Here is a 19,864-nt window from a genome sequence, read left to right as displayed (position 1 = left end):
CGAACCACTGCAATCGACAATGTCCGATTCAGATATCGCCGAGGAAGTCGACATCGAGGAGGTCGAGAGCGGCGGCGGCAAGATCAAACGCATCGTCGGGGCGCTGGGCCTGCTCGCCGTCCTGTTCGTCGTGCTGAAGCTCAAGGGGCGAGGCTCGTCGGGGCCGGACGCCACCACCGACGATACGTCGAGCGCCGTCGGGAGCGTCGACGACGACGAAGCAGGTATCGACACCGTCTCGACGAAGGACGACGATGACGACGACGGTCTCGAGGTCAAGACGTCGAGCGGCCAGGGTCTCGGCGGCGACCGCTTCGAGGACCTCGACCTCGTCGACTACCTCGCCATCTTCGCGGCCGCGCTCCAGGCCGCCCGCGACGAGTACCGCATCCGTTCGGACCGGTAGACGCCGCGCGGCACCGCAATCGATTCTTCCGCACGCTCCGCTCACAGTCGCTTCTCCATCTCGACGTGCGGGATGCCCGCGTCCAGGAACTCGTCCTCGCTGACGACCTCGTAGTCCAGTCCCTCGTAGAACTCCCGCGCGTGGGTCTGGACGTCGAGCGTGAGTCGGTCGAATCCCCGCTCGCGCGCGACGTGTTCGATGCAGGTCACGAGTCGTCGGCCCCACCCCTCGCCGCGGCGGTCGGCTACGACGGCGACCCGCTGGACCTTCCCGACGGTCCCCGTCTGGTGCTCGCCGTCCCCGTCGTCTCCATCCCTCCTCTCCTCGTGTGTCTCACCGTCGTACGGGCGGAGTCGTGCGGTTCCGACCGGCCGGTCGCCGTCGTACGCGACGAGGTGGGTCGTGTCGGGCGCGTCGTCGTAGGCGTCGAGTTCGAGGTCCTCGGGGACCGCCTGCTCCTCGATGAACACCGTTCGTCGGACCGCCAGCGCGTCCTCGATTCGCGTCTCGCCATCGACGACGACGATGCGCCCGTCGTCGGTGTCGTCGGTCTCCTCGGTCATCGGGTGCCGTTCGTGGCTCCGGGCGAAAGGTCGTCCGGTCCCCCTCTCGGTCGCTGGTCGGAGACGGGGAGTCGCCGCCTGGACAACGTGTAACCCTCTCACAGCCCTCTCTCCGGTCGTGAGAAACCCGGCGTGTCGACGACGGAGCGACCGAGCGAGACGCGACGAGCGACGACGGTCCGACCGTGACGGTCAGGGTCGAGCACGACGGCGGCACGACTGAACTGGCCGTCCCCCGTGGGGCGAATCTCCGGGAGGTGTTGCTGGCCGAAGGGCTCTCGCCGTACACCACACTCACCGAGCGGGCGAACTGTGGCGGTCGCGGCCTCTGTGCGACCTGTGGGGCCCGACTACTGACACCTCGTGCACCCAACCACTGGCACGACCGACTGGCAGCTCGGTTCGGCTACCCACGGCTGTCCTGCCAGTTGTCGGTCGAGCGGGACACACACGTCCGGATTCCCGAGAAGCTAGTTTGGGGTGGCAGGACCGGCCCCGAGTGACCCGCACAACTGACAGTTTCCTTACCAAAATGTCTGAGGGTATGTCGTTCGTTTCGGTTGCCTGTGCAAGGACACGCATCGTCGCGGCTCAGCGCGACGAATTCGGCGCTTTCGGCAGACATACACCCAACAAAGAAACTCACGGAAATATGCTATTTTGTGAACATATATACTGGTTGGTCTTGAACGCGGGACTATGCGTCCTAGGAGACCGGCCAGTACGCCGGCACGTTCCCGCACACGCACTGCCCTTCCCCGCATCCTCGCCCTCACACTCGCCCTCACGGTGGTTCTCGGTGGGATGGCGACCGCCATCAGCGTCGGTGCGGCCGCCCAGGACGGCGGCAACGCGCCGACGGCCATCTCGACCGGCCAGAGCTACGACGAGTCGTTGTCGGAGAACGACACGAGCGACTCGTTCACGTTCTCAGCCGAACAGGGTGAGTACATCCGCCTCGGCAGCATCACGGGGAGCCCGAGCACGATGGACGCGACCATCTACACGCCCTCCGGGGAGACGCTCGACTCGTACGACGTGTATGTCGAGTGGATTCTGCTTGGCGCACAGGCCCCCGAGACCGGAGAGTACACCGTCGAGTTCGACGGAGGCGGGGACTACCCCAGCAGCGACCCCGCGGACTACTCGTTCAAGGTGACCACCGTCGGTCCCGACAGCTACGAGTCCAACGACGCCATGAGTTCCGCGACGACGCTCTCCGAGACGACGACCGTCGACGCCGAACTCACCGAGGGTGACGACGACTGGTTCGCTCTCGAAGCGGCCGAGGGAACGGGCATCGTCGCCGACCTCGACCGCGACGAGAACCTGCTCGACAACTCCTACACCATCGAGATTCTCGACGAGAGCGGCACGGTGCTCGCCGAGACCAGCAGCCAGTGTACGCCCGGTGCCGGCCCGTGCAACCCGCGGGGTGTCTCGACGAACGCACCAGCAGACGGGACCTACTACGTCCACGTGAGCGGCGGCGTGCGCGGCTACGACGCCTACGAGATGTGGACGAGCTTCCAGCAGCCGGAGAACGAGACGACCGAGCAGGTCGACGACGGCGACCCGAAGTCCGCCAGTCCCGGTAACAGCTACGACGACACTGTGAGTCAGAGCGACACGACCGACACCTACACCGTCGACGTCGAGGAGGGGAACTACCTCCGCGTCTCCGCGCTCGCGGGGACCCCTGACGTGATGTCCGTGACCGTCACGGGCCCGTCCGGCAACACGTTCGACAGCGCCGAGATGGGTCCGGACGCGGTTCAGGTCGGTGGCCTCGCTACGACGGGCGGTGAGTACACCGTCGAGTACACCTACGACGGTGACCTCCCCGAGGAGGACCCGCAGAGCTACCAGTTCGGCGTCGACACGGCCAGTCCCGATAGCTACGAGTCGAACGACGCGATGAGTTCGGCGGCGGCGATGTCCTCGGACTCGCTCGACGCGGTCCTCGGTGACGGCGACACGGACTACTACGCCGTCTCCGCGGCTGCAAACTCGACCATCGACGTGAGCCTCGACTGGCAGGGGTACGTCACCAACTCGTTCGACTACCGGATCGTCGACGGCGACGGTAACGTGCTCGACGAGGACCGCGCCCGCTGTACCCCCGGGACGAACTGCGGTGGCGGACTGCTCTCGGCGACCGTCCCCCAGGACGGCGAGTACTACGTCGTGGTGGGCGGTGACGGCATCACCGGCTTCAACCACTACTCACTGACGGTCGACGCGGAGGCTCCGTCGCAGGACACCGAAACGCCGGACGACACCGAGACACCAGAAGACACCGAAACGCCGGACGAGACGGAGACCCCCGACGACACGACCGAGGCTCCCGAAGACGGGTCCGGTGACGACGCCGACGACAGCGATTCCGACACCGACAGCGACGGTTCGGACGACACGAGCACTCCCGAGAGCGGAGACGGCTCCGAAACCGACGACTCGGACGATTCGAGTGACTCCGACGACGGCACGGACGACCAGAGCTCCGACGACTCGTCGTCCGACGATTCGGACACCAGCGACGATCCGACCGACGACAGCACCGACGACACCTCGTCCGACACGAGCGACGACTCCGACACCAGTTCGGAGACGGACGACTCCAGCGACGACGGGTCGGACTCGACCTCGGGAACGAACGACGGGTCCGACTCCAGCAGCGACTCCGACGTCGGCAGCGGTGACGACTCGTCGAGTTCCGACGAGACGAACACCGACGGCGAGAGCGACACCGACAGCGGAACCTCGGACGGCGCGGACGACACGACGACGCCCGCTCCGACCACCAGCGAACCGGCCCCGACCACCGACGGCGGCTCCGCAACGACCACGACCGACGGTGAGGACGTGGCTGCAGGGCCCGCCGCACCGGTGAGCAACAACAACTCGACCGAGGGCGTCACCGACGTCGTCAGAGGCGGTGACAGCGAAACCACCGACTCCTCCAGCGGCTTCGGCCCCGGCTTCGGCGTCGTCGCGGCGCTCGTGGCACTCGTTGCCGCGGCGCTGCTGGCACGGCGACAGCAGTAACCGACTCTCGGACCTTCTCTTCGTGCTCACCGCCCAGTAGCACTCGGTTCGCTACTTACCGAGACCGACCGTGAGTGTCGACTGCTCGCCGCTACGCTCTGGGTGGGAGACGTAACCGAGAGGAGTGGGTTGGGGCGGATTTGAACCGCCGACTTCCTCCGTGTGAAGGAGGTATCATAACCGGCCTAGATCACCAACCCGCAGTCGAACGAAATCGGTCCCGGGACTTAACGATTCCCTTGTCGTGTGACGTTCAGTAGGTCGGTGACTCCTCGGGGACGCCCTCGCGTTTGTTGACGACGCGTCCGAACACGAACAGCGCGTCCGACAACCGATTCAGGTACGCGATGGCCTCGACGTTGATGGGGTCGCTGGCGGCCAACTGAACGGCGCGGCGTTCGGCCCGTCGGACCACCGCGCGTGCGTGGTGGAGCTTCGCCCCGGGTTCGCTCCCGCTGGGGAGGATGAACGAGGTCAGCGGGTCGAGTTCGTCGTCGTACCCGTCCATCCACGACTCCAACTCGTCGACGTCCGATTCGTCGATGCGGGGGACGTCGCTGTCGTCGTCGGGGTCCGCGAAGTCCGCTTGGATGACGTGGAGGTGGTTCTGGATGGCCCGGAGGTGTTCGTCGATGTCGTCGTGCCCCGACGGGCGGATGACGCCGATGAGCGCGTTGGCCTCGTCGACGGTGCCGTACGCTTCGATGCGCGCGCTGGTCTTCGAGACGCGTGCCATGTTCCGGAGGTCGGTCATCCCCTCGTCGCCGCGACCGGTGTAGATCTTCATACCACTCCCTCGTCGGCCACCGACTTATACCCGGTCGGAGGCGAGGGTCGCCCCACCCACCGACGAACGTGACCGTCGGTCCGGAGTGAAAGCGAAGCGTGAAGTGCGCCGCGGGAGGAAGCCGGAGTATGAGCCTCGAAACCCAACACTACTGCCCGGAGTGCGGCGAGGAGCAGACGTTCTGGCGGACGGCGAGCACGCTCGTCCACCTCGGCGAGAAGACGAAGTGGCAGTGCAGCGAGTGTGACTACGGCTTCGTCCGCATCGGCGACATCGAGAGCGACGCCGACGTACAGGCCTGAGCCGCGCGACACCCGCAACCCGTTCTCACGACACACTCACGCTCCAGCGGCCGCGCCGGCCGGAGTGACGCGTCTGCCGACGAGCACCAGACTCCCGACGAGCAACAGCGCCGAGAGCGGAATCAGCACCCCGGACGCCGAGACGAGCACGCTCGACGCCTGGTCGCCGAGGACCCGCCGGACCGTCGGTCCCACGACACACCGCTCTCGAGAGTAGTCCTCGCGGGGAGGCCGACGACTATCTGCAGTGCATACGATTGACACACAGCCGAGATGAGCTTCCTGTGTCCACCCAACCGGCGTTTCGCGGTACTGCGAGAACGTGGCACGCGAGTGGAAGACTTATGCTACTTGGTGACATACTACCGATTGTCGAACGGTACGACCACAGAACACGAACCCAACAATGAGCACACGGACGTACGACGAGTCCCAGACGGAACAGCCGACGGAGACGGACTGTGTCGCCCTCGAACTCGAGGACGGCCAGGTCATCATCTACGACCCGGACGCGAACGGGGCGTGGATTCAGTCCGACGTCGCCTATCCGATAGCGCGCGAGCCACCGCAGGACATCTGACGGTCCTCGCTGGAACACCTCCATTTTCGAGACCACCACACGGAGAGCGGTCGCGACGGTCGTCGCGTCGAGGGGCGGCCCGGGCGAAGCGCTAAGCGACTGCCGGACGCGCACCCGGTATGACACGTGTCGTCGTCATCGGAGCCTACGGCAGCGCGGGGGTCGCCGTCGCCGACCGCCTCGCGGACGAACCGGACGTCGAACTCGTCCTCGCGGACAACGGCGACCCCGGTGGCGGCCTCTGTATCCTCAGGGGTTGTATGCCCTCGAAGGACGTCTACTCGGCGGCCGCCCACCACTACCAGACCCGCGTCGACGACCGCCTCCCCGGCGACCCGCCGGCCCTCGACCTCGATCGCGTCGTCGCCACCAAAGACGAGCACGTCTCGAACTTCGCCGCACACCGACGCGCGGCGGTCGAGGACCTCGCCAGCCGCGAGAACGTCACCTTCCACCACGAGACGGCGACGCTCCGCGAGGACGGGTCGGTCCGCATCGGTGAGGAGACCGTCGAGGCCGACTACGTCGTCGTCGCCACGGGGTCGACGCCGAACGTCCCGGAGGTCCCCGGTCTGGACTCCGTCGACTACCACACCAGCGCGGACGTCCTCGACGCGACCGGGTTCGGCGACTCGGCCGTCGTGATGGGCTTTGGCTACGTCGGTCTCGAGATGGTGCCGTACCTCGCCGAAGCGGGTGGGATGGACGTCACGGTCGTCGAACACGACGACCGTCCGCTCGACGAGGCCGACGCCGCCTTCGGCGACGAACTGCTCGAGACGTACCGCGAGGAGTTCGGCGTCGAGGTGCTGACGAACGCCACGGAGAAGAGCGTCGCGCCGACGGGCGTCGGCGACGGCGACGCCGACGAGACCGACTCCGGGGTCCGCCTCACCTACGAACGGGACGGCGAGGAGAAGCAGGTCGAGGCCGACGACCTGTACCTGTTCACCGGGCGTCGCCCCGCCCTCGACGGTCTCGGGCTGGACGCTCGGGGAATCGACCCCGACGAGGGGTGGGTCGACGCGACGATGCAGACCCGGGACGACGAGCGGGTGTTCGTCGTCGGCGACGCCAACGACCGCGAACCCATCCTGCACGTCGCGAAGGAGCAGGCCCACGTCGCCGCCGACAACGTCCTGCGCCACCGCGACGGCGACTCGCTCCTTGAGTACCACAGCACCCACCACCACGTCGTCTTCTCGGGGCTGGCGGTCTACCCCTACGCCCGCGTCGGCCACTCCGAGGCGGCCGCCGAGGAGGCCGGCCTCGACTACGTCTCGGTCACCCGTGCGGCCGACCAGGACGGCGTGTTCGAGACGAAGGACGCGCCTCGCGGCCTCGCTCGGCTCGTCGTCGGCACGGACGGCACCGTGCTGGGCTACCAGGGACTCCACTACCACGCCGACGTGATGGCGAAGACGATGCAGGTGGTCGTCGAAGGAGGGATGGACGTCCGCGAGATTCCCGACCGGGCGTACCACCCGACGACGCCCGAGATTCTCGACGGTCTGTTCCGGGACGCGAAGGAGCGGCTGGAGTGAGGCGGCGATTCGAGAGAGGAGGGGAGAGTCGGGAAGAGAGGTCGCTCAGTGGTCGACGGGACCGGCCTCGAGGCGTCGGCCACGACCGTCCGAGTGCTCGTCGGACTCGTCGGTGACGTCGGCGAGGTCTGCGAGTCGGTCGGTGACGCGAATCAGTTCGTCGGCGTCCACGTCGTGTGACGGTGCGAGGTGGACGAGTTCGTCCTCCTCGAACTCCGCGAGCGCTATCTCGGGGAACCGGACCTCGACCCACGACTCGTCGGTGATGGTCGACTCGCACTCGACCTCGCGGTAGATGCCGTCGAGCGAGCGGCCCTCACGCTCGGCCCAGCGCTCGACGCGCGCGAGGCGGTCCTGGACGTGCTTCCCGTCGGCCGTGCGTGCACACGCGGAGCTCCGACAGATGCGGTCCCCCCAGACGCGCACGTCGTAGTCCGCGATGGCTCCCTCACCGAGGAGGGCGTCGAGTCGGCGGACGACGGTGTCTTGTTGGCGATGCGTGCCGCCGGGTGCGAGCGACCGAACGTACAGTTCGACGCGTCGCTCGTGGTCGTTGGGTGCTCCCATGCTGTCCTCACTAGTCGGACGAGGTTGCGTCGAACATGAACCTTTTTCAGGTTGACGTGACTGACGGGTGAAGCGTTATCTCCGTGGGGGCCGATACCACGGTATGGGTGGGGACGAGACCGACCGGACCGACCGGGAGCGCGAACACACCTGCGAGGCCTGTGGACGGACGTTCGAGACGGCGGCGGCGCTCGGTCGTCACGTCCACGACGTGGGCCTCGTCGACTGAGCGGAGGAGGGCCACGCGGGTCCCGACCGAAGAGAGACGAGAGAGCGGAGCGACCGCCCCTGCCGCGACCGCGCCGTCGCCATCGCGCCCGCGCTACCGTTCAGCCGAGCAGTTCGTCGGCGAAGGCCGTCAGCGAGTCCACTTCGAGCGACGGCTCCGGGCCGAACGGCTCCCACGGGTCGTCGTCGCGGTTCAGCCAGACCCCCTGCATCCCGGCGTGGCGTGCCCCCTGCACGTCGAGCCACAGCGCGGTGACGTGGACGAGTTCCTCGAGCGGTTCGTCGACGCGCTCGGCGGCGTGGCGGTACAACTCGTCGTCCGGTTTGAACCGACCGACCTCGTCGGCGCTCACCGTGCCGTCGAGCAGGTCGTCGATGCCGGCGTGCTCGACCATCGAGTCGAGCATCTCGGGGTTGCCGTTCGAGACGACGTAACAGGGGTAGCCGGCGTCGTGGAGTCGCTCGATGCTCCCGCGGACGTCCTCGAACACGTCGAGTTCGTGGTACGTCGCGAGGATGTCGTCGCGTTCGTCCTCGCTCACCGAGACGTCGTGGACGTCGAGGGCGTAGGCGAGCGCGTCGCGGTTCATCTCGTAGAACGGCTGATAGGCGTCGACGTGGTTGGCGACGAGCGTGTACTCCAGCGAGCGCGACCGCCAGAGTCGGGACACTGGGCGTGGCTCGTCGACCCGGTCCGCGAGTGCCCGTTCGACCGACTCGACGTCGACGAGCGTGCTGTAGGAGTCGAACGTGACGGCGCTGACGCGGTCGGTGTCGAACATACGCAGACGCACGGACGCTGCCGGGAAAGCTCTGTTCGCGGGCGACGCCGACCGTGCAGTCGTCGGGAGGCGGCCGGCGCGCGAACGCGGCCGCTCGGGGAGGTGAGGAGGAGTACGAGAAGGGTCGGCCCCGCGGGCCACTCAGAACGGGTTGACGTTGTGGTCGCCACAGACCGGGCAGACGAGGCCCTCGGTCGTCTCCGACTCGAACACTTCGCGACACGCCGAACACTGGTACTTCGGCGTCGGTTCGCTCCCGCCCATCACGCGACCTAGTATTCCCATGGTACGAGTGTCGGTACTCTTCGGCGAGATATAACGACTGGACACCGTTGTTCACGGGTTCCGACCGTTTCGACGGTTTCAGGTCCCGGTTCCGACGAAGCGGTCACCGGTTCCGTGTTCGGGTGACGAACCGCCAACCGGCGTCGTCGAGCGGGTGGTCCGGAGGGCGGTCCGATGGCCGCCGTTACTCCTCGTCGAGCGCCTGCCAGGAGAGACGTGGCGAGCGCGCGGCCGTCACCTGGTCGATGCGGCGTGCGGCGGTGTTCTCGGGGGCCTGCTCGATGGTGTCGATGTCCTCGTTCGCGACGGCGTCGAACGCGGTGGCGAGCTGGTCGAGCGACCGGCGGTTCTCGATCTCGGTCGGTTCGGTCATCAGCGCCTCGGGGACCGCCTCGGGCCACTTCGTCGTCGGCGGGTGGACGCCGTAGTCGAGCATCCGTTTCGCCACGTCGGCGGCGTCCTCGTCCGCGCTCGCGACGAACTCGTGGTGGAACGGGCCGAACGGGATGTCGTAGTCGATCTGGGAGGCGAGGTAGTTGGCGTTGAGGACGGCCTTCGCGGAGGCGTCGGAGAGTCCGGCGTCACCGAGCCGGGCGATGTAGGCGTAGGCGCGGACGAGCACCAGCCAGTTCCCGCCGTAGCCGTGGACCTTCCCCACGGACTGCTCGGGGGCGTACTCCTCGAACCCGCCGTTGGTCTTGCGGACGTGGGGGTCGGGCAGGAACTCGGCGAGGCGCTCACAGACGCCGACGGGACCCGCGCCGGGGCCGCCGCCGCCGTGGGGCGTCGCGAACGTCTTGTGGACGTTGTAGTGCATGATGTCGAACCCCATGTCGCCGGGACGAGCGCGCCCGAGCAGCGCGTTCAGGTTCGCACCGTCGTAGTAGAGCAACCCGCCCGCGTCGTGGACGAGTTCGGCGATGGCCTCGATGTCGCGCTCGAACAGCCCCAGCGTGTTGGGGTTGGTGAGCATCAGCGCGGCGGTCTCCTCGCTCACGGCCGCTTCGAGCGCCTCCATGTCGACGCGGCCGTCGTCGGCACCGGGGAGCGTCACGACGTCGTAGCCGGCCATCGCGGCCGTCGCGAAGTTCGTCCCGTGTGCGGAGTCGGGAACGATGACCTCCGAGCGGTCGTCACCCTGCGACTGGTGGTACGCCTTCGCGACGAGGATGCCCGTGAACTCACCGGCCGCGCCGGCGGGTGGCTGGAGGGTGACGGCGTCCATCCCGCCGATGCGTCCGAGCACGTCCTGGAGGTGGTAGCGCAGTTCGAGCGTCCCCTGGCGCGTGGATGCGGGTCGCTCGGGGTGAGTCGCCGCCTTCGGGTGAGCGGCGACGTCGTCGGCGAACTTCGGGTTGTACTTCATCGTACACGACCCGAGCGGGAACGGCCCCGTCTCGACGCCGTAGTTCATCTGCGAGAGCCGCGTGTAGTGGCGCGCGAGTTCGGGTTCCGAGAGGTCGGGGAGGTCGACCGAGTCACGGATGAGGTGGTCGGGCAGGTCCGACTCGACCTCGACCTCGCGGGTGTGTTTCTCCGACAGCAGCGGTTCGTACAGTTCCTCCGAGTCGTCGGTCCAGCGTGCTTGCTCGTACTTCATGCTGCGTCCTCCAGTGCTTCGACCAGCGCGTCGCGCTGCCCGTCGGTCCGTTCGGTCGTACAGATCTGGATGCGGTGCTCTCCGACGACGTGGACGGCGAACCCCTCGTCGGCGAGGTCGGCGGCCACGGCCGCCGCGGGTTGGTCGGTGTGGGCGACGAACTCACGGAAGTGGTGGCGGTCGTGGACCGGCGCACGCACCCCCTTGACGGCGTCGACGCGCTCGGCGAGGTCCGTGGCGGCGCTCACGCAGTCGTTCGCGAGGTCGACCAGCCCTTCGGGACCGAGCGACGCCGCGTGGATGGCCGCCCGGAGCGCGACCCACGCTTGGTTCGTACAGATGTTCGAGGTGGCGCGTTCGCGGCGGATGTGCTGTTCGCGCGTCTGGAGGGTGAGCGTGTAGGCGCGCTTGCCCGTCGCGTCCTCGCTGACGCCGACCAGTCGCCCCGGCACCTGCCGGAGGAACGACTCGTCGCAGGCGAACAGGCCCATGCCCATCCCGTCGGCGTAGCCAAGTCCGAGCGAGGCGGCCTCGCCCACGACGACGTCCGCACCGACGCTCGCGGGTTCCTGGAGGAGCGCGAGTGCGACGACGTCCGTCCCGAGACAGAACAGCGAGTCGTGGTCGTCGGTGAGGTCGCCGAGGGCCGCGAGGTTCTCCTCGACGGTCCCGGCGACGGTCGGGTTCTCGGCGTACACCATCACGACGTCCTCGTCCATCCGGGAACGGACGGCGTCGAGGTCGACGTTCGCGTCGTCCATCGGGTAGGACTCGACGGTGAGGTCGGTGCCGGCGACGTAGTTCTCCAGCGTCCCGCGGCGGCCCTCGTGGAGCAGCTCGGGGACGAGCACGACCGACCCGGAGACGCTCCGAACGCGGGTCGCGAGCGTCGCCGCCTCGCCGAGGGCGGTGGCGGCGTCGTACATCGAACAGTTCGCCACGTCGAGACCCGTCAGTTCGACGAGCATCGACTGGTACTCGAACAGCGCCTGCAGGAAGCCCTGTGCGACCTCCGGTTGGTACTGCGTGTAGCTGGTGATGAACTCCGAACGGAGCGACAGCGCGTCGACCAGCGAGGGGACGTAGTGGTCGTAGTGACCGCGACCGAGGAACTCGACGACGTCGTCGTTGCGCGAGACTAGCGCGTCGAGGTGGCGACGCGTCGTCCGCTCGCTGCGTTCGGTGATGTCGAACGACCCGTCGAAGCGGACCGCCTCGGGGATGTCGAACAGGTCCTCCTCGCTGTCGACGCCGAGGACGTCGAGCATCGCGGCCGTCTCGTCGGGCGTGTGCGGGGCGAAGGGACTGCCGTCTGGGGTGTATTCACTGCTCATGGTGGGGTAGAATCGGGCGTCCGTCGGCTGGACATCTGATACTCGACAGTACCGGGACGGTGCATATCATACTCTCGGTTACCGTCCGACGGACTCGAAACGATGCACGTTCGTGGACATCTCCCCCGGAAGGCGAGCCAGTGACTACGCGTCCGTGGTGCGGCGAGCGAGAGAAGCGCGGCGGGCGCGCGACGGTGTGTCGTTACTCGACGTAGCGGTACTTCCGCTCGCCCATGCGCCCCCAGCCGTCGAAGACGAACTCGTCTTCGGGCGAGGTGAACTCCTCGACGTCGTCGGCCTGCTTGTCGTGGTTGTGGACGTCGTGGACGCGCTCGTACTCCTCGAAGGAGATGTCCCTGCGGGCCGCTATCTGCTCGTCGATGGTGAGCGCCGCTATCTCCTCTTTCCAGCCCTCCCGGACGGTCTCGGCGTGAATCTCGGCCTGTGCGCCAGAGCCGTACGACCCGACGAGCAGGCGGTCGCCGGTGATGTCCTCGCCGGCTTCGAGCATGGCCTTGAGGCCGCTGGCGCGGGCGATGTGGACCGACCCGGTGTACCAGTTACCGACCTCGCGGGAGATCTCGAGGGTGGGCGCGATGGTGCTGTCGTACCACTCCTGGTAGGTGTCGGTGCCCTTCAGGAGGTCCGTGTAGTCGCCCATCGCCTCGACGTAGTCCTCGTCGGAGTCGAACGCCTCGGGGCGTGGCTGGCGACCGACCTCGTCGGCCAACTGCTCCTCGATTTCGGTGTCGCGAATCATGTGGCGATACGCCAGCAGTGCTGCCTTCCGGACCATGCCGGGGAACGGCGTGTGGAACGGCCCGAGGACGAAGTCGTCGGGGTGGGTGTCGCCCGCGACGCTCTCGAAGTCCTCCAGCGCCTCGCGCATGCGTGCGAGGTACACCTGCACCGAGCGCTTGCCGTCGACGCTCGGGAACTGCTGGTTGGGCTTGAGGAAGTCCGTCTCGTCGGCGCTCCCGTAGCCCTGCTCCGTGGAGAGTTCGACGAGGTCCGGCTCCTCGCTGATGAGCATGGCGACCGCGCCCGCACCCTGGGTCGCCTCGCCGGCGTCGCCGCGGGCGTACAGCGCGGTGTCGGTGGCGATGACGAGCGCCGACCGCCCGCGGTTGCGGCCCGCGCGAATCCAGTTGTACGCGTCGTCGAGGCTCTGGGTGCCCGAGATACACGCGAACTTGCGCTCGCCCTTGTTCGCGTGGTGGAAGTCGCCGTCGAACACCTGTTCGAGACAGCCCGCGACGTACGTCGAGACGGGCTTGGAGTTGTCGAACGCGCTCTCGGTGGCGACGTCGATGCGGCCGATGTCCTGGGGCGTCAGCCCGCGGCGGTCCATCAGTTTGTAGGCGGCGTTCGCGCCCATCGTGACGATGTCCTCGTAGGTGTCGGGGAACGAGGAGGCCGCGAGGCCGATGCCCTTCGTGTAGTACTCGGGGTCCTTGTCTTTGACCGGCGCGAGCGTCTCCGCGAGGTCCAGTTTGAGCTTCCCTGTGTGAATCTCGATGGCGTCGATGCCGACGGCTGTCATTGCTGGGGGGTGGACCGTCTGGTATAAGTGTTTGACGACGACGAGTTCGTCAACTGTCGAAGTCGCGGTCGCTCGTCGACCGTCGTGCCGGCGGAGAAGGGCCCCGAGACGTTACTCGTCTTCTTCGATGACTTCGGGGTCGCGCATGGCCTCGTAGAGGCTGTCGAGTCCGTTGACCCACTCGGCGACCAGACCGTACTCCATCTCTTCGAGGCTGTCCATGTCGAACTCCTCGCCGTCGAGGATGCGCGTCCCCGCCTGGACGCAGTGGACGTGGGCGGTGTCGAGGTCCTCCTCGGCCTCGGCGGCGCGGGCGGCCTCCACGTGCTGTTCGACGCTCCCCTCCTCGGCGGGGCCGGCAGCGACGTACTCCTGGGAGGCGTGGAACACACAGACCATCGCGGTCTGGACGGCGTCGACGAGCATCAGCGTGTCCTCGTCGTCGAACCGGTCGACCTCGCCGAGGACGATGGCGCTCACGTCCTCGAGTTCGCCCATCGCCTCCTCCTGAGAGAGGTCACCCTCGTCGTACGAGGAGACGATCTTCGCGACGGCGATGACGACGTCGTCTTGCATGTTCAGACGCAGGCGGGCGGAGTCCTCGTCTTCGAGGTCGACGCCCTCCTCGTCGAGTCTGTCGAGCCAGTTCTGCCACCGTTCGTCTGTGTAGTACTCGCCTTCGGGGGTGCTCATACCACTGAGGTACGACCGACCGCTGATATTCCTTTTCGTTGCTCCGGTCCGGTCGCCTTACGACAGCGTCTCACGGGTGTCGATACCGTACACCAATCGCGGCGTCTCGACGTGTGCGCGCTCCAGCGCGGCGTCGTACCCCTCCTCGCGGAGCCAGCGCGTCCGGCGGGGGACCGTCTTCGGCCCCAGCACGGCCCCCGGTCGGTCCGGGTCGTCGATGAAGTCCGTCTCCATCATGAACGGGACGTCGCGCTCGATGGCGCGGACGAGTTCGTCCTTGTCGGCGAGCACGCTCGGCGTCGGGCCGTGGACCCCGCCGGTCGAGTAGTGTTTGACGACCTGCTGGCGGTCCATCCCCTCCGCCTCGGCCCACCGTGCGACGTCCTCGAAGTCCTCGCCACCCTCGGTGTGGAGTTGGACGGCGCAGTCCTCGCGCGCGCCCAGCGCGAACGCGTGACGCATTACGTCGTTGGAGGCGTCCCACACCGCGTCGTCCACGTCGTAGTGGGGCCGCCCGGACTTGAGGGCGAGCGCGTCGCCCGCCGCGACGTACCCGGCGGCGACGTCCAGTCCCGTCTGCATGAGGTCTCGGGCCTCCTCGGGCGAGAACCCCCGGTCGACGAGCTGGGAGACGAGCGCCGGGTGGACGCCGAGGACGGGCCACGCCTTCCCCGGGAGCACGTCGTCGGAGTCCGCGACGACGTCGAGGGTGTGGTCGTAGGCGACCCGGAAGTCGTCCGCGTCGCTCACGTCGACGTCGTAGTGCCACGAGGGTTTGTTGAGGACGAGCAGGTGCGTGCCGCCGTTATCGGCGAACTCCTCGGCGGCCTCGACGCCGCGACCGTTCACCGGGTCGAGGTGGAGGTGGTCGTCGAGGACGGGGTCGGTGTCGCTCATGTGCGAGCGTGCGAGCGCGCGGGCCAAAACGGGGCCGGTTCGGAGATGTGACGGGTGGGGTCGCCTCGACGTGCGCTCAGTCCCCGAGCGTGACGGCCTCGTGGGCGGTTCGCTGGAGGGCGTCAGAGCGGCCGTGAGTGCCCGGCGCGATGGCGAGCGTCGTGACGCCGTTGCGTGCGGCGACTTCGAGGGCGGGTTTGAAGTCCATGTCGCGGGAGGCGACCGCGAGCACGTCGAACTCGCCGGCGACCGCACCCGCGACGGCGTCGACGGCGAGTTTCACGTCCACGTCGCCGCTCGTGGTGACGACCTCGAAGCCGTGAGCCTCGCCCGCCCGAATCAACCCGGCGGGAGCCTGCTCGTTGACGTAGAGGCGTGCGACCGCGACCCGACCGCGCTCCTCGGCGACCGACCGCAGGTCCGCGAGGTCGACGTCGAACTCTTCACGGAACACGTTCGGCCCGTCCACGAACAGTCCGACCGAGCCCTCGCCGCGAGTGCCGTCGGACGTGAACCGCTGGAACAACCCGCTCATTGCCACTCCTGGGAGAGCACGCCCGAAAGCGGTACTGGTTCGGACCGGTGCGTGACAACGCGCCGAAAGTTCCGTAACTGAATCGTACGTGTAATTTTTTGACTTAATTACCGGATAGTAAGGTTGAAATACTCTCCCCGGTCACGTACTGTCGCATGGGAGAAAATAACACGTTCGACCGTCGCATGTTCCTGCGCCTCACGGGGCTCGCGGGCGCGGCAGGGCTGACTGGAATGGCGAGTGCGACTCCGGGTCGTTCACCGGGGCCGAAAGAAGGCGAGCTGCTCGTCGGCGTCACCGGGACGAAAGACGTGAAGGCGGCCATCGACCTGCCCGCGCAGGCGAAGATGGTCCACGTCAACGAGACGCTCGGCTACGCGGCTATCGAGTTCCCCGGGAAGGGCAACGAGACGGCCCGTCAGAACTTCGCGGACGCGATGGCGAAGAAGACCGACGTGAAGTACGTCGAGGAGAACGCGACGTTCGAGTCGCTCGCAGTTCCCAACGACCCCCGGTTCGGCGACCAGTACGCCGACCAGATGGTCAACGCGCCGACCGCGTGGGACACGACGTTCGGTGACTCGGGTGTCACCGTCGCCGTCGTCGACCAGGGTGTGAAGTACGACCACCCCGACCTCGACGGGAACATGGCCGCCGACGCGGGCTACGACTTCGTCGACAGCGACTCCGACCCGTACCCCGACTCGATGGCGGACGAGTACCACGGTACGCACGTCGCCGGCATCGCCGCCGCCGAGACGAACAACGGCGAGGGCGTCTCCGGTATCGGCAACTCCAGCATCATCTCCGGGCGCGCGCTGTCCGAGGCCGGGTCCGGGTCCACCGCCGACATCGCCGACGCGATCCAGTGGGCGGCCGACCAGGGTGCCGACGTCATCAACCTCTCGCTCGGTGGCGGTGGGTACACGAACACGATGAAGAACGCCGTCGGCTACGCGACGAACAACGGGTCGCTCGTCGTCGCCGCGGCCGGTAACGACGGTCAGGGGAGCGTCTCGTACCCCGCCGCGTACTCCGAGTGCCTCGCGGTGTCCGCGCTGGACCCCGACGAGTCGCTCGCGAGCTACTCGAACTACGGCAGCGACATCGAACTCGCCGCGCCGGGGACGAACGTCCTCTCGACGTGGACCGACGACGGCTACAACTCCATCTCGGGGACGTCGATGGCGACGCCCGTCGTCGCCGGCGTCGCGGGCCTGACGCTCGCGGCCCACGACCTCACGAACAGCGAACTGCGCAGCCACCTCAAGGCGACGGCCGTCGACGTCGGCCTCCCCGCCGACCAGCAGGGGAGCGGTCGCGTCGACGCCGGCAACGCGGTCACCACGACGCCCGGGAGCGGCGGTGGTGGTGGCGACGACGGTGGCGACGGCGGTAGCGGCGACTCCACGTCCGCCAGCGCCAGCGGCTCGCTCGCCGGCTACTACGACAGCCAGTGTTACAACTACGGCTTCAGCTACTCGGCCCCGAGCCAGGTCGTCGTCGAACTCGACGGCCCGTCGAGCGCCGACTTCGACCTCTACGTCAGCGACGGGACGGGAACCTGCCCGAGCACGTCGAGCTACGACTACCGCTCGTGGACCGCCGACAGCCAGGAGACTATCACCATCGACAACCCGGACACGTCGACGGACCTCACCATCCTCGTCGACTCCTACAGCGGCGGTGGTTCCTACACGGTGACCATCACCGAGTACCAGTAACGACGCACCCGTTCGATAGCGTGAACCTTTTTTCGTGCCACTGAACCGATAGCTACGGCGCTCTCCGTGTCTCGCGGGCCGCCCGCTTATGAGACACCCGCGTGTGGGAGTCGGTATGGAACTCGGTTTCGTGTCGGTGGCCGTCCCACTGCTCCAGCACGCGGGCGAACAGGGGCCGACCATCGAGGGCCTCCTCGTCGACCTCCTCCCTATCGCCATCATCGCGGCGGCGGTCGGCGTCTTCGTCGCCAAAGTCGGGCGGTTCCCCTACACTATCGCACTACTGCTCGCCGGCATCCTCGTCTCCATCGGCCGGTTCGCCACCGACGCGTTCGCTATCGACATCGCGCTCTCTCACGATCTCATCCTGCTCGTCCTCCTCCCGCCGTTGCTGTTCGAGGGCGCGGCGACGACGGACTTCGAGCGCCTGCGTCGGAACCTGACCCCCGTACTGGCGCTGGCGGTCGTCGGCCTCATCGTCTCGGTCGTCCTGCTGGGCGTCGCGGGCAACTACGTCTTCGGCTTCCCGTTGCTCGTCTCGCTGCTGTTCGCGTCGATGATCCTCCCGACGGACCCCGTGAGCGTCCTCGCGCTGTTCAAGGAGTTGGGCGCGCCGGACCGCCTCTCGGTGCTTGTCGAGGGGGAGAGCCTCATCAACGACGGTGTGGGCGTCGTCCTGTTCTCGGCGCTGCTCGCGCTCGTCGAGGCCGACGCCGCCTCCGAGGAGCTGTTCACCCCCGCCGGCCTCGGCACCCTCGCCGTCGACATCGTCGTCGTGAGCCTCGGCGGACTCGCGGTCGGCCTCCTGCTCGGCTACGCCGTCTACAGCGTGATGTACAACCTCGACGACCACATGACGGAAATCGTCCTGACGCTCATCCTCGCGTACGGGTCGTTCCTGGTCGCCGAGCACTACCTCCACGTCTCGGGAGTCATCGCCACCGTCGTCGCCGGCCTGTTCATCGGCAACCGCGGCGCGGAGTACGCGATGAGTCCCCGGACGAAGATATCGGTGTTCAACTCACTGGAGACGCTCGCCTTCCTCGTCAACACGTTCATCTTCCTGATGATCGGTGTGACGACGCCCGTCAACCAACTCGTCCGTCACGCACCGCTCATCCTGCTCGCCATCCCGCTGGTGCTGGCCGCGCGCGCGGCCGTCGTCTACCCGATCACCGCCGTCGTCAACCGGTTCAACCAACCCACCGTCTCGCGGTCCTACCAGCACGTGATGCTGTGGGGCGGGCTCCACGGCTCCATCCCCATCGCGCTCGTCCTCGGGTTGCCCGCGACTATCGAGGGGGGCGGCCCGTTCCCCTACCGCGAGGAGCTGCGCGCGATGGTGTTCGGTGTCGCCGCGTTCTCGCTCGTCGTCCAGGGGCTGACGATGGAGCGACTGCTCGACGGTCTCGGCATCATCACCCGGTCCGACGCCGAGGAGCTGTACGAACTGCTCGTCGGTCGGCGACGGGCCGTCACCGCCGCTCTGGAGGCCGCAGAACGGCTCAAGAACCAGGGCGACCTCCCCCGAGAGGTGTACCAGGACTTCACGAACGAGTACGAACAGGAACAGACCGAACTGCAAGAGACCATCGCCAGCCTGCTCTCGAAGAACCCCGAGTTGCGCCACGAGCGACTGCTGGTCGGCGAACGGCAGGTGCTCAGACGCGAGAAGAGCGCCATCCTCGACGCGGTCCGGTCGGGAGTCATCACCGACGACGTCGGCGACCGCCTGATGGACGAGGTCGACCTGAAACTCGACCAGGTCCAGGGCGGCGACTCGACCGTCGAGACCGGCGAGGAGGGCTACGCGGAGTTCTGGCGGACCCGCGCCAGCGAGTTCGGCCTCGACGTCGAACCGAAGGGCGACGCCAGAGTGAACGACTGACCGTCCACGGGGTCCCTCCCCGAACGGTGACCGCCCGTGTGCCACCGAGTTCCGGAACGGCTTGCCGAGGCCGCCCCCAAGCATATCTTGGTGGCTGGCGAACGACGGGATATGGCCGACGAACACGACCGCGACCGAACGATGGCGAAGGAGAAAGACGAAGAAGTGGAGGCCGAGGACATCGAAGAGGCCGAAGCCGAGGCCAAGGAGGCCGCCCGCGAACAGCGCAACGAGGAGATCGAGGAGGAGGTCGAGCGCAAGTCCGAGGTCCGCGAGGAGGAGGCCGCCGACCAGGAGAACATCGACAACCACCGCGACGACGAACCGTTCGAGAGCTGAGTCGGTCCGACGCCGACGGTCGACCGCTGCCGAGTCGGGGCGTGACCCCCCGACCTTCTCGCCGAACCCACGTGTCTCCCAGTGGCGACGCCGTGGTCGACCGACCCGAAGACCGTTCCGGAGTGCCCCTCCGACCGTGGCGAACCCGTTCCGGTGGTGTGCGGCCGGGGCACGCTCGCGCCCTTCTGTCGAATCCGTGACGCTCCCACCCGACGGGTC

22 protein-coding genes and 1 tRNA gene are annotated in these 19,864 nt (G+C 67.6%); 10 read left to right on the top strand and 13 right to left on the bottom strand.

All coding sequences use genetic code 11. From position 1 onward, the window contains the following. Positions 1-19 precede the first annotated feature (19 nt). A complete protein-coding gene (locus M1L36_RS16890; protein WP_250874906.1) occupies positions 20-406 on the top strand; it encodes a hypothetical protein in 387 nt (128 codons plus the stop codon). Between the two features lie 41 nt (positions 407-447). Here M1L36_RS16890 and M1L36_RS16885 read toward each other — a convergent pair whose 3' ends face one another. Next, the gene (locus tag M1L36_RS16885) at positions 448-969 is read right to left on the bottom strand and encodes a GNAT family N-acetyltransferase (protein WP_250874905.1); all 522 of its coding nucleotides are present in this window, start codon (positions 967-969) and stop codon (positions 448-450) included. 185 nt (positions 970-1,154) lie between these two features. On the opposite strand from M1L36_RS16885, the gene M1L36_RS16880 reads away from it, so the two are divergent. Together M1L36_RS16880 and M1L36_RS16875 are read left to right on the top strand one after the other, a co-directional pair. Further along, the gene (locus M1L36_RS16880; protein ID WP_250874904.1) at positions 1,155-1,472 is read left to right on the top strand and encodes a 2Fe-2S iron-sulfur cluster-binding protein; all 318 of its coding nucleotides are present in this window, start codon (positions 1,155-1,157) and stop codon (positions 1,470-1,472) included. 196 nt (positions 1,473-1,668) lie between these two features. Then, entirely contained in the window at positions 1,669-4,017 is a 2,349-nt protein-coding gene (locus M1L36_RS16875) for a PPC domain-containing protein (protein WP_250874903.1), read from the top strand. 125 nt (positions 4,018-4,142) lie between these two features. On the opposite strand, the gene M1L36_RS16870 is transcribed toward M1L36_RS16875, so the two are convergent. Together M1L36_RS16870 and M1L36_RS16865 are read right to left on the bottom strand one after the other, a co-directional pair. Beyond that, positions 4,143-4,217: transfer RNA gene (locus M1L36_RS16870), tRNA-Val, on the bottom strand. A gap of 53 nt (positions 4,218-4,270) precedes the next feature. Further along, positions 4,271-4,804 carry a cob(I)yrinic acid a,c-diamide adenosyltransferase gene (locus M1L36_RS16865; protein ID WP_250874902.1) on the bottom strand — a complete coding sequence of 178 codons (534 nt, stop codon included), beginning with the start codon at positions 4,802-4,804 and terminating at the stop codon, positions 4,271-4,273. Positions 4,805-4,932: 128 nt separating this feature from the next. Between M1L36_RS16865 and M1L36_RS16860 the strand changes: the two genes are divergently transcribed. Beyond that, positions 4,933-5,106, top strand: coding sequence for a DUF7838 family putative zinc beta-ribbon protein (locus M1L36_RS16860; protein ID WP_250874901.1), 174 nt, complete (start codon positions 4,933-4,935; stop codon positions 5,104-5,106). Between the two features lie 36 nt (positions 5,107-5,142). On the opposite strand, the gene M1L36_RS16855 is transcribed toward M1L36_RS16860, so the two are convergent. Then, positions 5,143-5,301 carry a hypothetical protein gene (locus M1L36_RS16855; protein ID WP_250874900.1) on the bottom strand — a complete coding sequence of 53 codons (159 nt, stop codon included), beginning with the start codon at positions 5,299-5,301 and terminating at the stop codon, positions 5,143-5,145. Positions 5,302-5,512: 211 nt separating this feature from the next. Between M1L36_RS16855 and M1L36_RS16850 the strand changes: the two genes are divergently transcribed. Then, on the top strand, positions 5,513-5,686 hold the full coding sequence (locus tag M1L36_RS16850; RefSeq protein WP_250874899.1) for a DUF7331 family protein: 174 nt from the start codon (positions 5,513-5,515) through the stop codon (positions 5,684-5,686). A 119-nt stretch (positions 5,687-5,805) separates the two neighbouring features. Continuing rightward, positions 5,806-7,230 carry a dihydrolipoyl dehydrogenase family protein gene (locus M1L36_RS16845; protein WP_250874898.1) on the top strand — a complete coding sequence of 475 codons (1,425 nt, stop codon included), beginning with the start codon at positions 5,806-5,808 and terminating at the stop codon, positions 7,228-7,230. A 45-nt stretch (positions 7,231-7,275) separates the two neighbouring features. On the opposite strand, the gene M1L36_RS16840 is transcribed toward M1L36_RS16845, so the two are convergent. Further along, positions 7,276-7,797: an HTH domain-containing protein gene (locus M1L36_RS16840; protein ID WP_250874897.1), complete on the bottom strand. Its 522-nt coding sequence runs from the start codon at positions 7,795-7,797 to the stop codon at positions 7,276-7,278. 103 nt (positions 7,798-7,900) lie between these two features. Between M1L36_RS16840 and M1L36_RS21470 the strand changes: the two genes are divergently transcribed. Beyond that, the gene (locus M1L36_RS21470; RefSeq protein WP_305794558.1) at positions 7,901-8,026 is read left to right on the top strand and encodes a hypothetical protein; all 126 of its coding nucleotides are present in this window, start codon (positions 7,901-7,903) and stop codon (positions 8,024-8,026) included. A 100-nt stretch (positions 8,027-8,126) separates the two neighbouring features. Here M1L36_RS21470 and M1L36_RS16835 read toward each other — a convergent pair whose 3' ends face one another. The 8 genes from M1L36_RS16835 to M1L36_RS16800 all read right to left on the bottom strand — a co-directional run bounded on the left by M1L36_RS16835 (position 8,127) and on the right by M1L36_RS16800 (position 15,694). After that, positions 8,127-8,807 (bottom strand): haloacid dehalogenase type II, encoded by a 681-nt coding sequence (locus tag M1L36_RS16835; RefSeq protein ID WP_250874896.1) that lies wholly within the window; start codon positions 8,805-8,807, stop codon positions 8,127-8,129. 141 nt (positions 8,808-8,948) lie between these two features. After that, on the bottom strand, positions 8,949-9,092 hold the full coding sequence (locus M1L36_RS16830; RefSeq protein ID WP_250874895.1) for a hypothetical protein: 144 nt from the start codon (positions 9,090-9,092) through the stop codon (positions 8,949-8,951). A 184-nt stretch (positions 9,093-9,276) separates the two neighbouring features. Continuing rightward, positions 9,277-10,692: an aminomethyl-transferring glycine dehydrogenase subunit GcvPB gene (gcvPB, locus tag M1L36_RS16825; RefSeq protein ID WP_250874894.1), complete on the bottom strand. Its 1,416-nt coding sequence runs from the start codon at positions 10,690-10,692 to the stop codon at positions 9,277-9,279. Next, positions 10,689-12,026 (bottom strand): aminomethyl-transferring glycine dehydrogenase subunit GcvPA, encoded by a 1,338-nt coding sequence (gene gcvPA / locus M1L36_RS16820; protein ID WP_250874893.1) that lies wholly within the window; start codon positions 12,024-12,026, stop codon positions 10,689-10,691. The genes gcvPB and gcvPA overlap by 4 nt, the downstream gene beginning before the upstream one ends. A gap of 202 nt (positions 12,027-12,228) precedes the next feature. Next, the gene (gene hmgB, locus M1L36_RS16815) at positions 12,229-13,569 is read right to left on the bottom strand and encodes a hydroxymethylglutaryl-CoA synthase (protein WP_250874892.1); all 1,341 of its coding nucleotides are present in this window, start codon (positions 13,567-13,569) and stop codon (positions 12,229-12,231) included. Positions 13,570-13,680: 111 nt separating this feature from the next. After that, positions 13,681-14,262: a DUF2150 family protein gene (locus M1L36_RS16810; protein WP_250874891.1), complete on the bottom strand. Its 582-nt coding sequence runs from the start codon at positions 14,260-14,262 to the stop codon at positions 13,681-13,683. 57 nt (positions 14,263-14,319) lie between these two features. Next, positions 14,320-15,159, bottom strand: a complete 840-nt coding sequence (locus M1L36_RS16805; RefSeq protein WP_250874890.1) for a TatD family hydrolase — start codon at positions 15,157-15,159, stop codon at positions 14,320-14,322. 76 nt (positions 15,160-15,235) lie between these two features. Continuing rightward, entirely contained in the window at positions 15,236-15,694 is a 459-nt protein-coding gene (locus M1L36_RS16800; protein ID WP_250874889.1) for an NYN domain-containing protein, read from the bottom strand. A gap of 155 nt (positions 15,695-15,849) precedes the next feature. Between M1L36_RS16800 and M1L36_RS16795 the strand changes: the two genes are divergently transcribed. The 3 genes from M1L36_RS16795 to M1L36_RS16785 all read left to right on the top strand — a co-directional run bounded on the left by M1L36_RS16795 (position 15,850) and on the right by M1L36_RS16785 (position 19,645). Beyond that, positions 15,850-17,418: a S8 family serine peptidase gene (locus tag M1L36_RS16795; RefSeq protein WP_250874888.1), complete on the top strand. Its 1,569-nt coding sequence runs from the start codon at positions 15,850-15,852 to the stop codon at positions 17,416-17,418. Positions 17,419-17,533: 115 nt separating this feature from the next. Then, positions 17,534-19,306, top strand: coding sequence for a Na+/H+ antiporter (locus M1L36_RS16790; protein WP_250874887.1), 1,773 nt, complete (start codon positions 17,534-17,536; stop codon positions 19,304-19,306). Positions 19,307-19,417: 111 nt separating this feature from the next. After that, entirely contained in the window at positions 19,418-19,645 is a 228-nt protein-coding gene (locus M1L36_RS16785) for a hypothetical protein (protein ID WP_250874886.1), read from the top strand. Positions 19,646-19,864: the final 219 nt, after the last annotated feature.

It is taken from the genome of Halomarina rubra, assembly GCF_023699475.1.
Taxonomy (GTDB): domain Archaea; phylum Halobacteriota; class Halobacteria; order Halobacteriales; family Haloarculaceae; genus Halomarina; species Halomarina rubra.
This window is presented reverse-complemented; position numbering and strand designations above follow the sequence as displayed.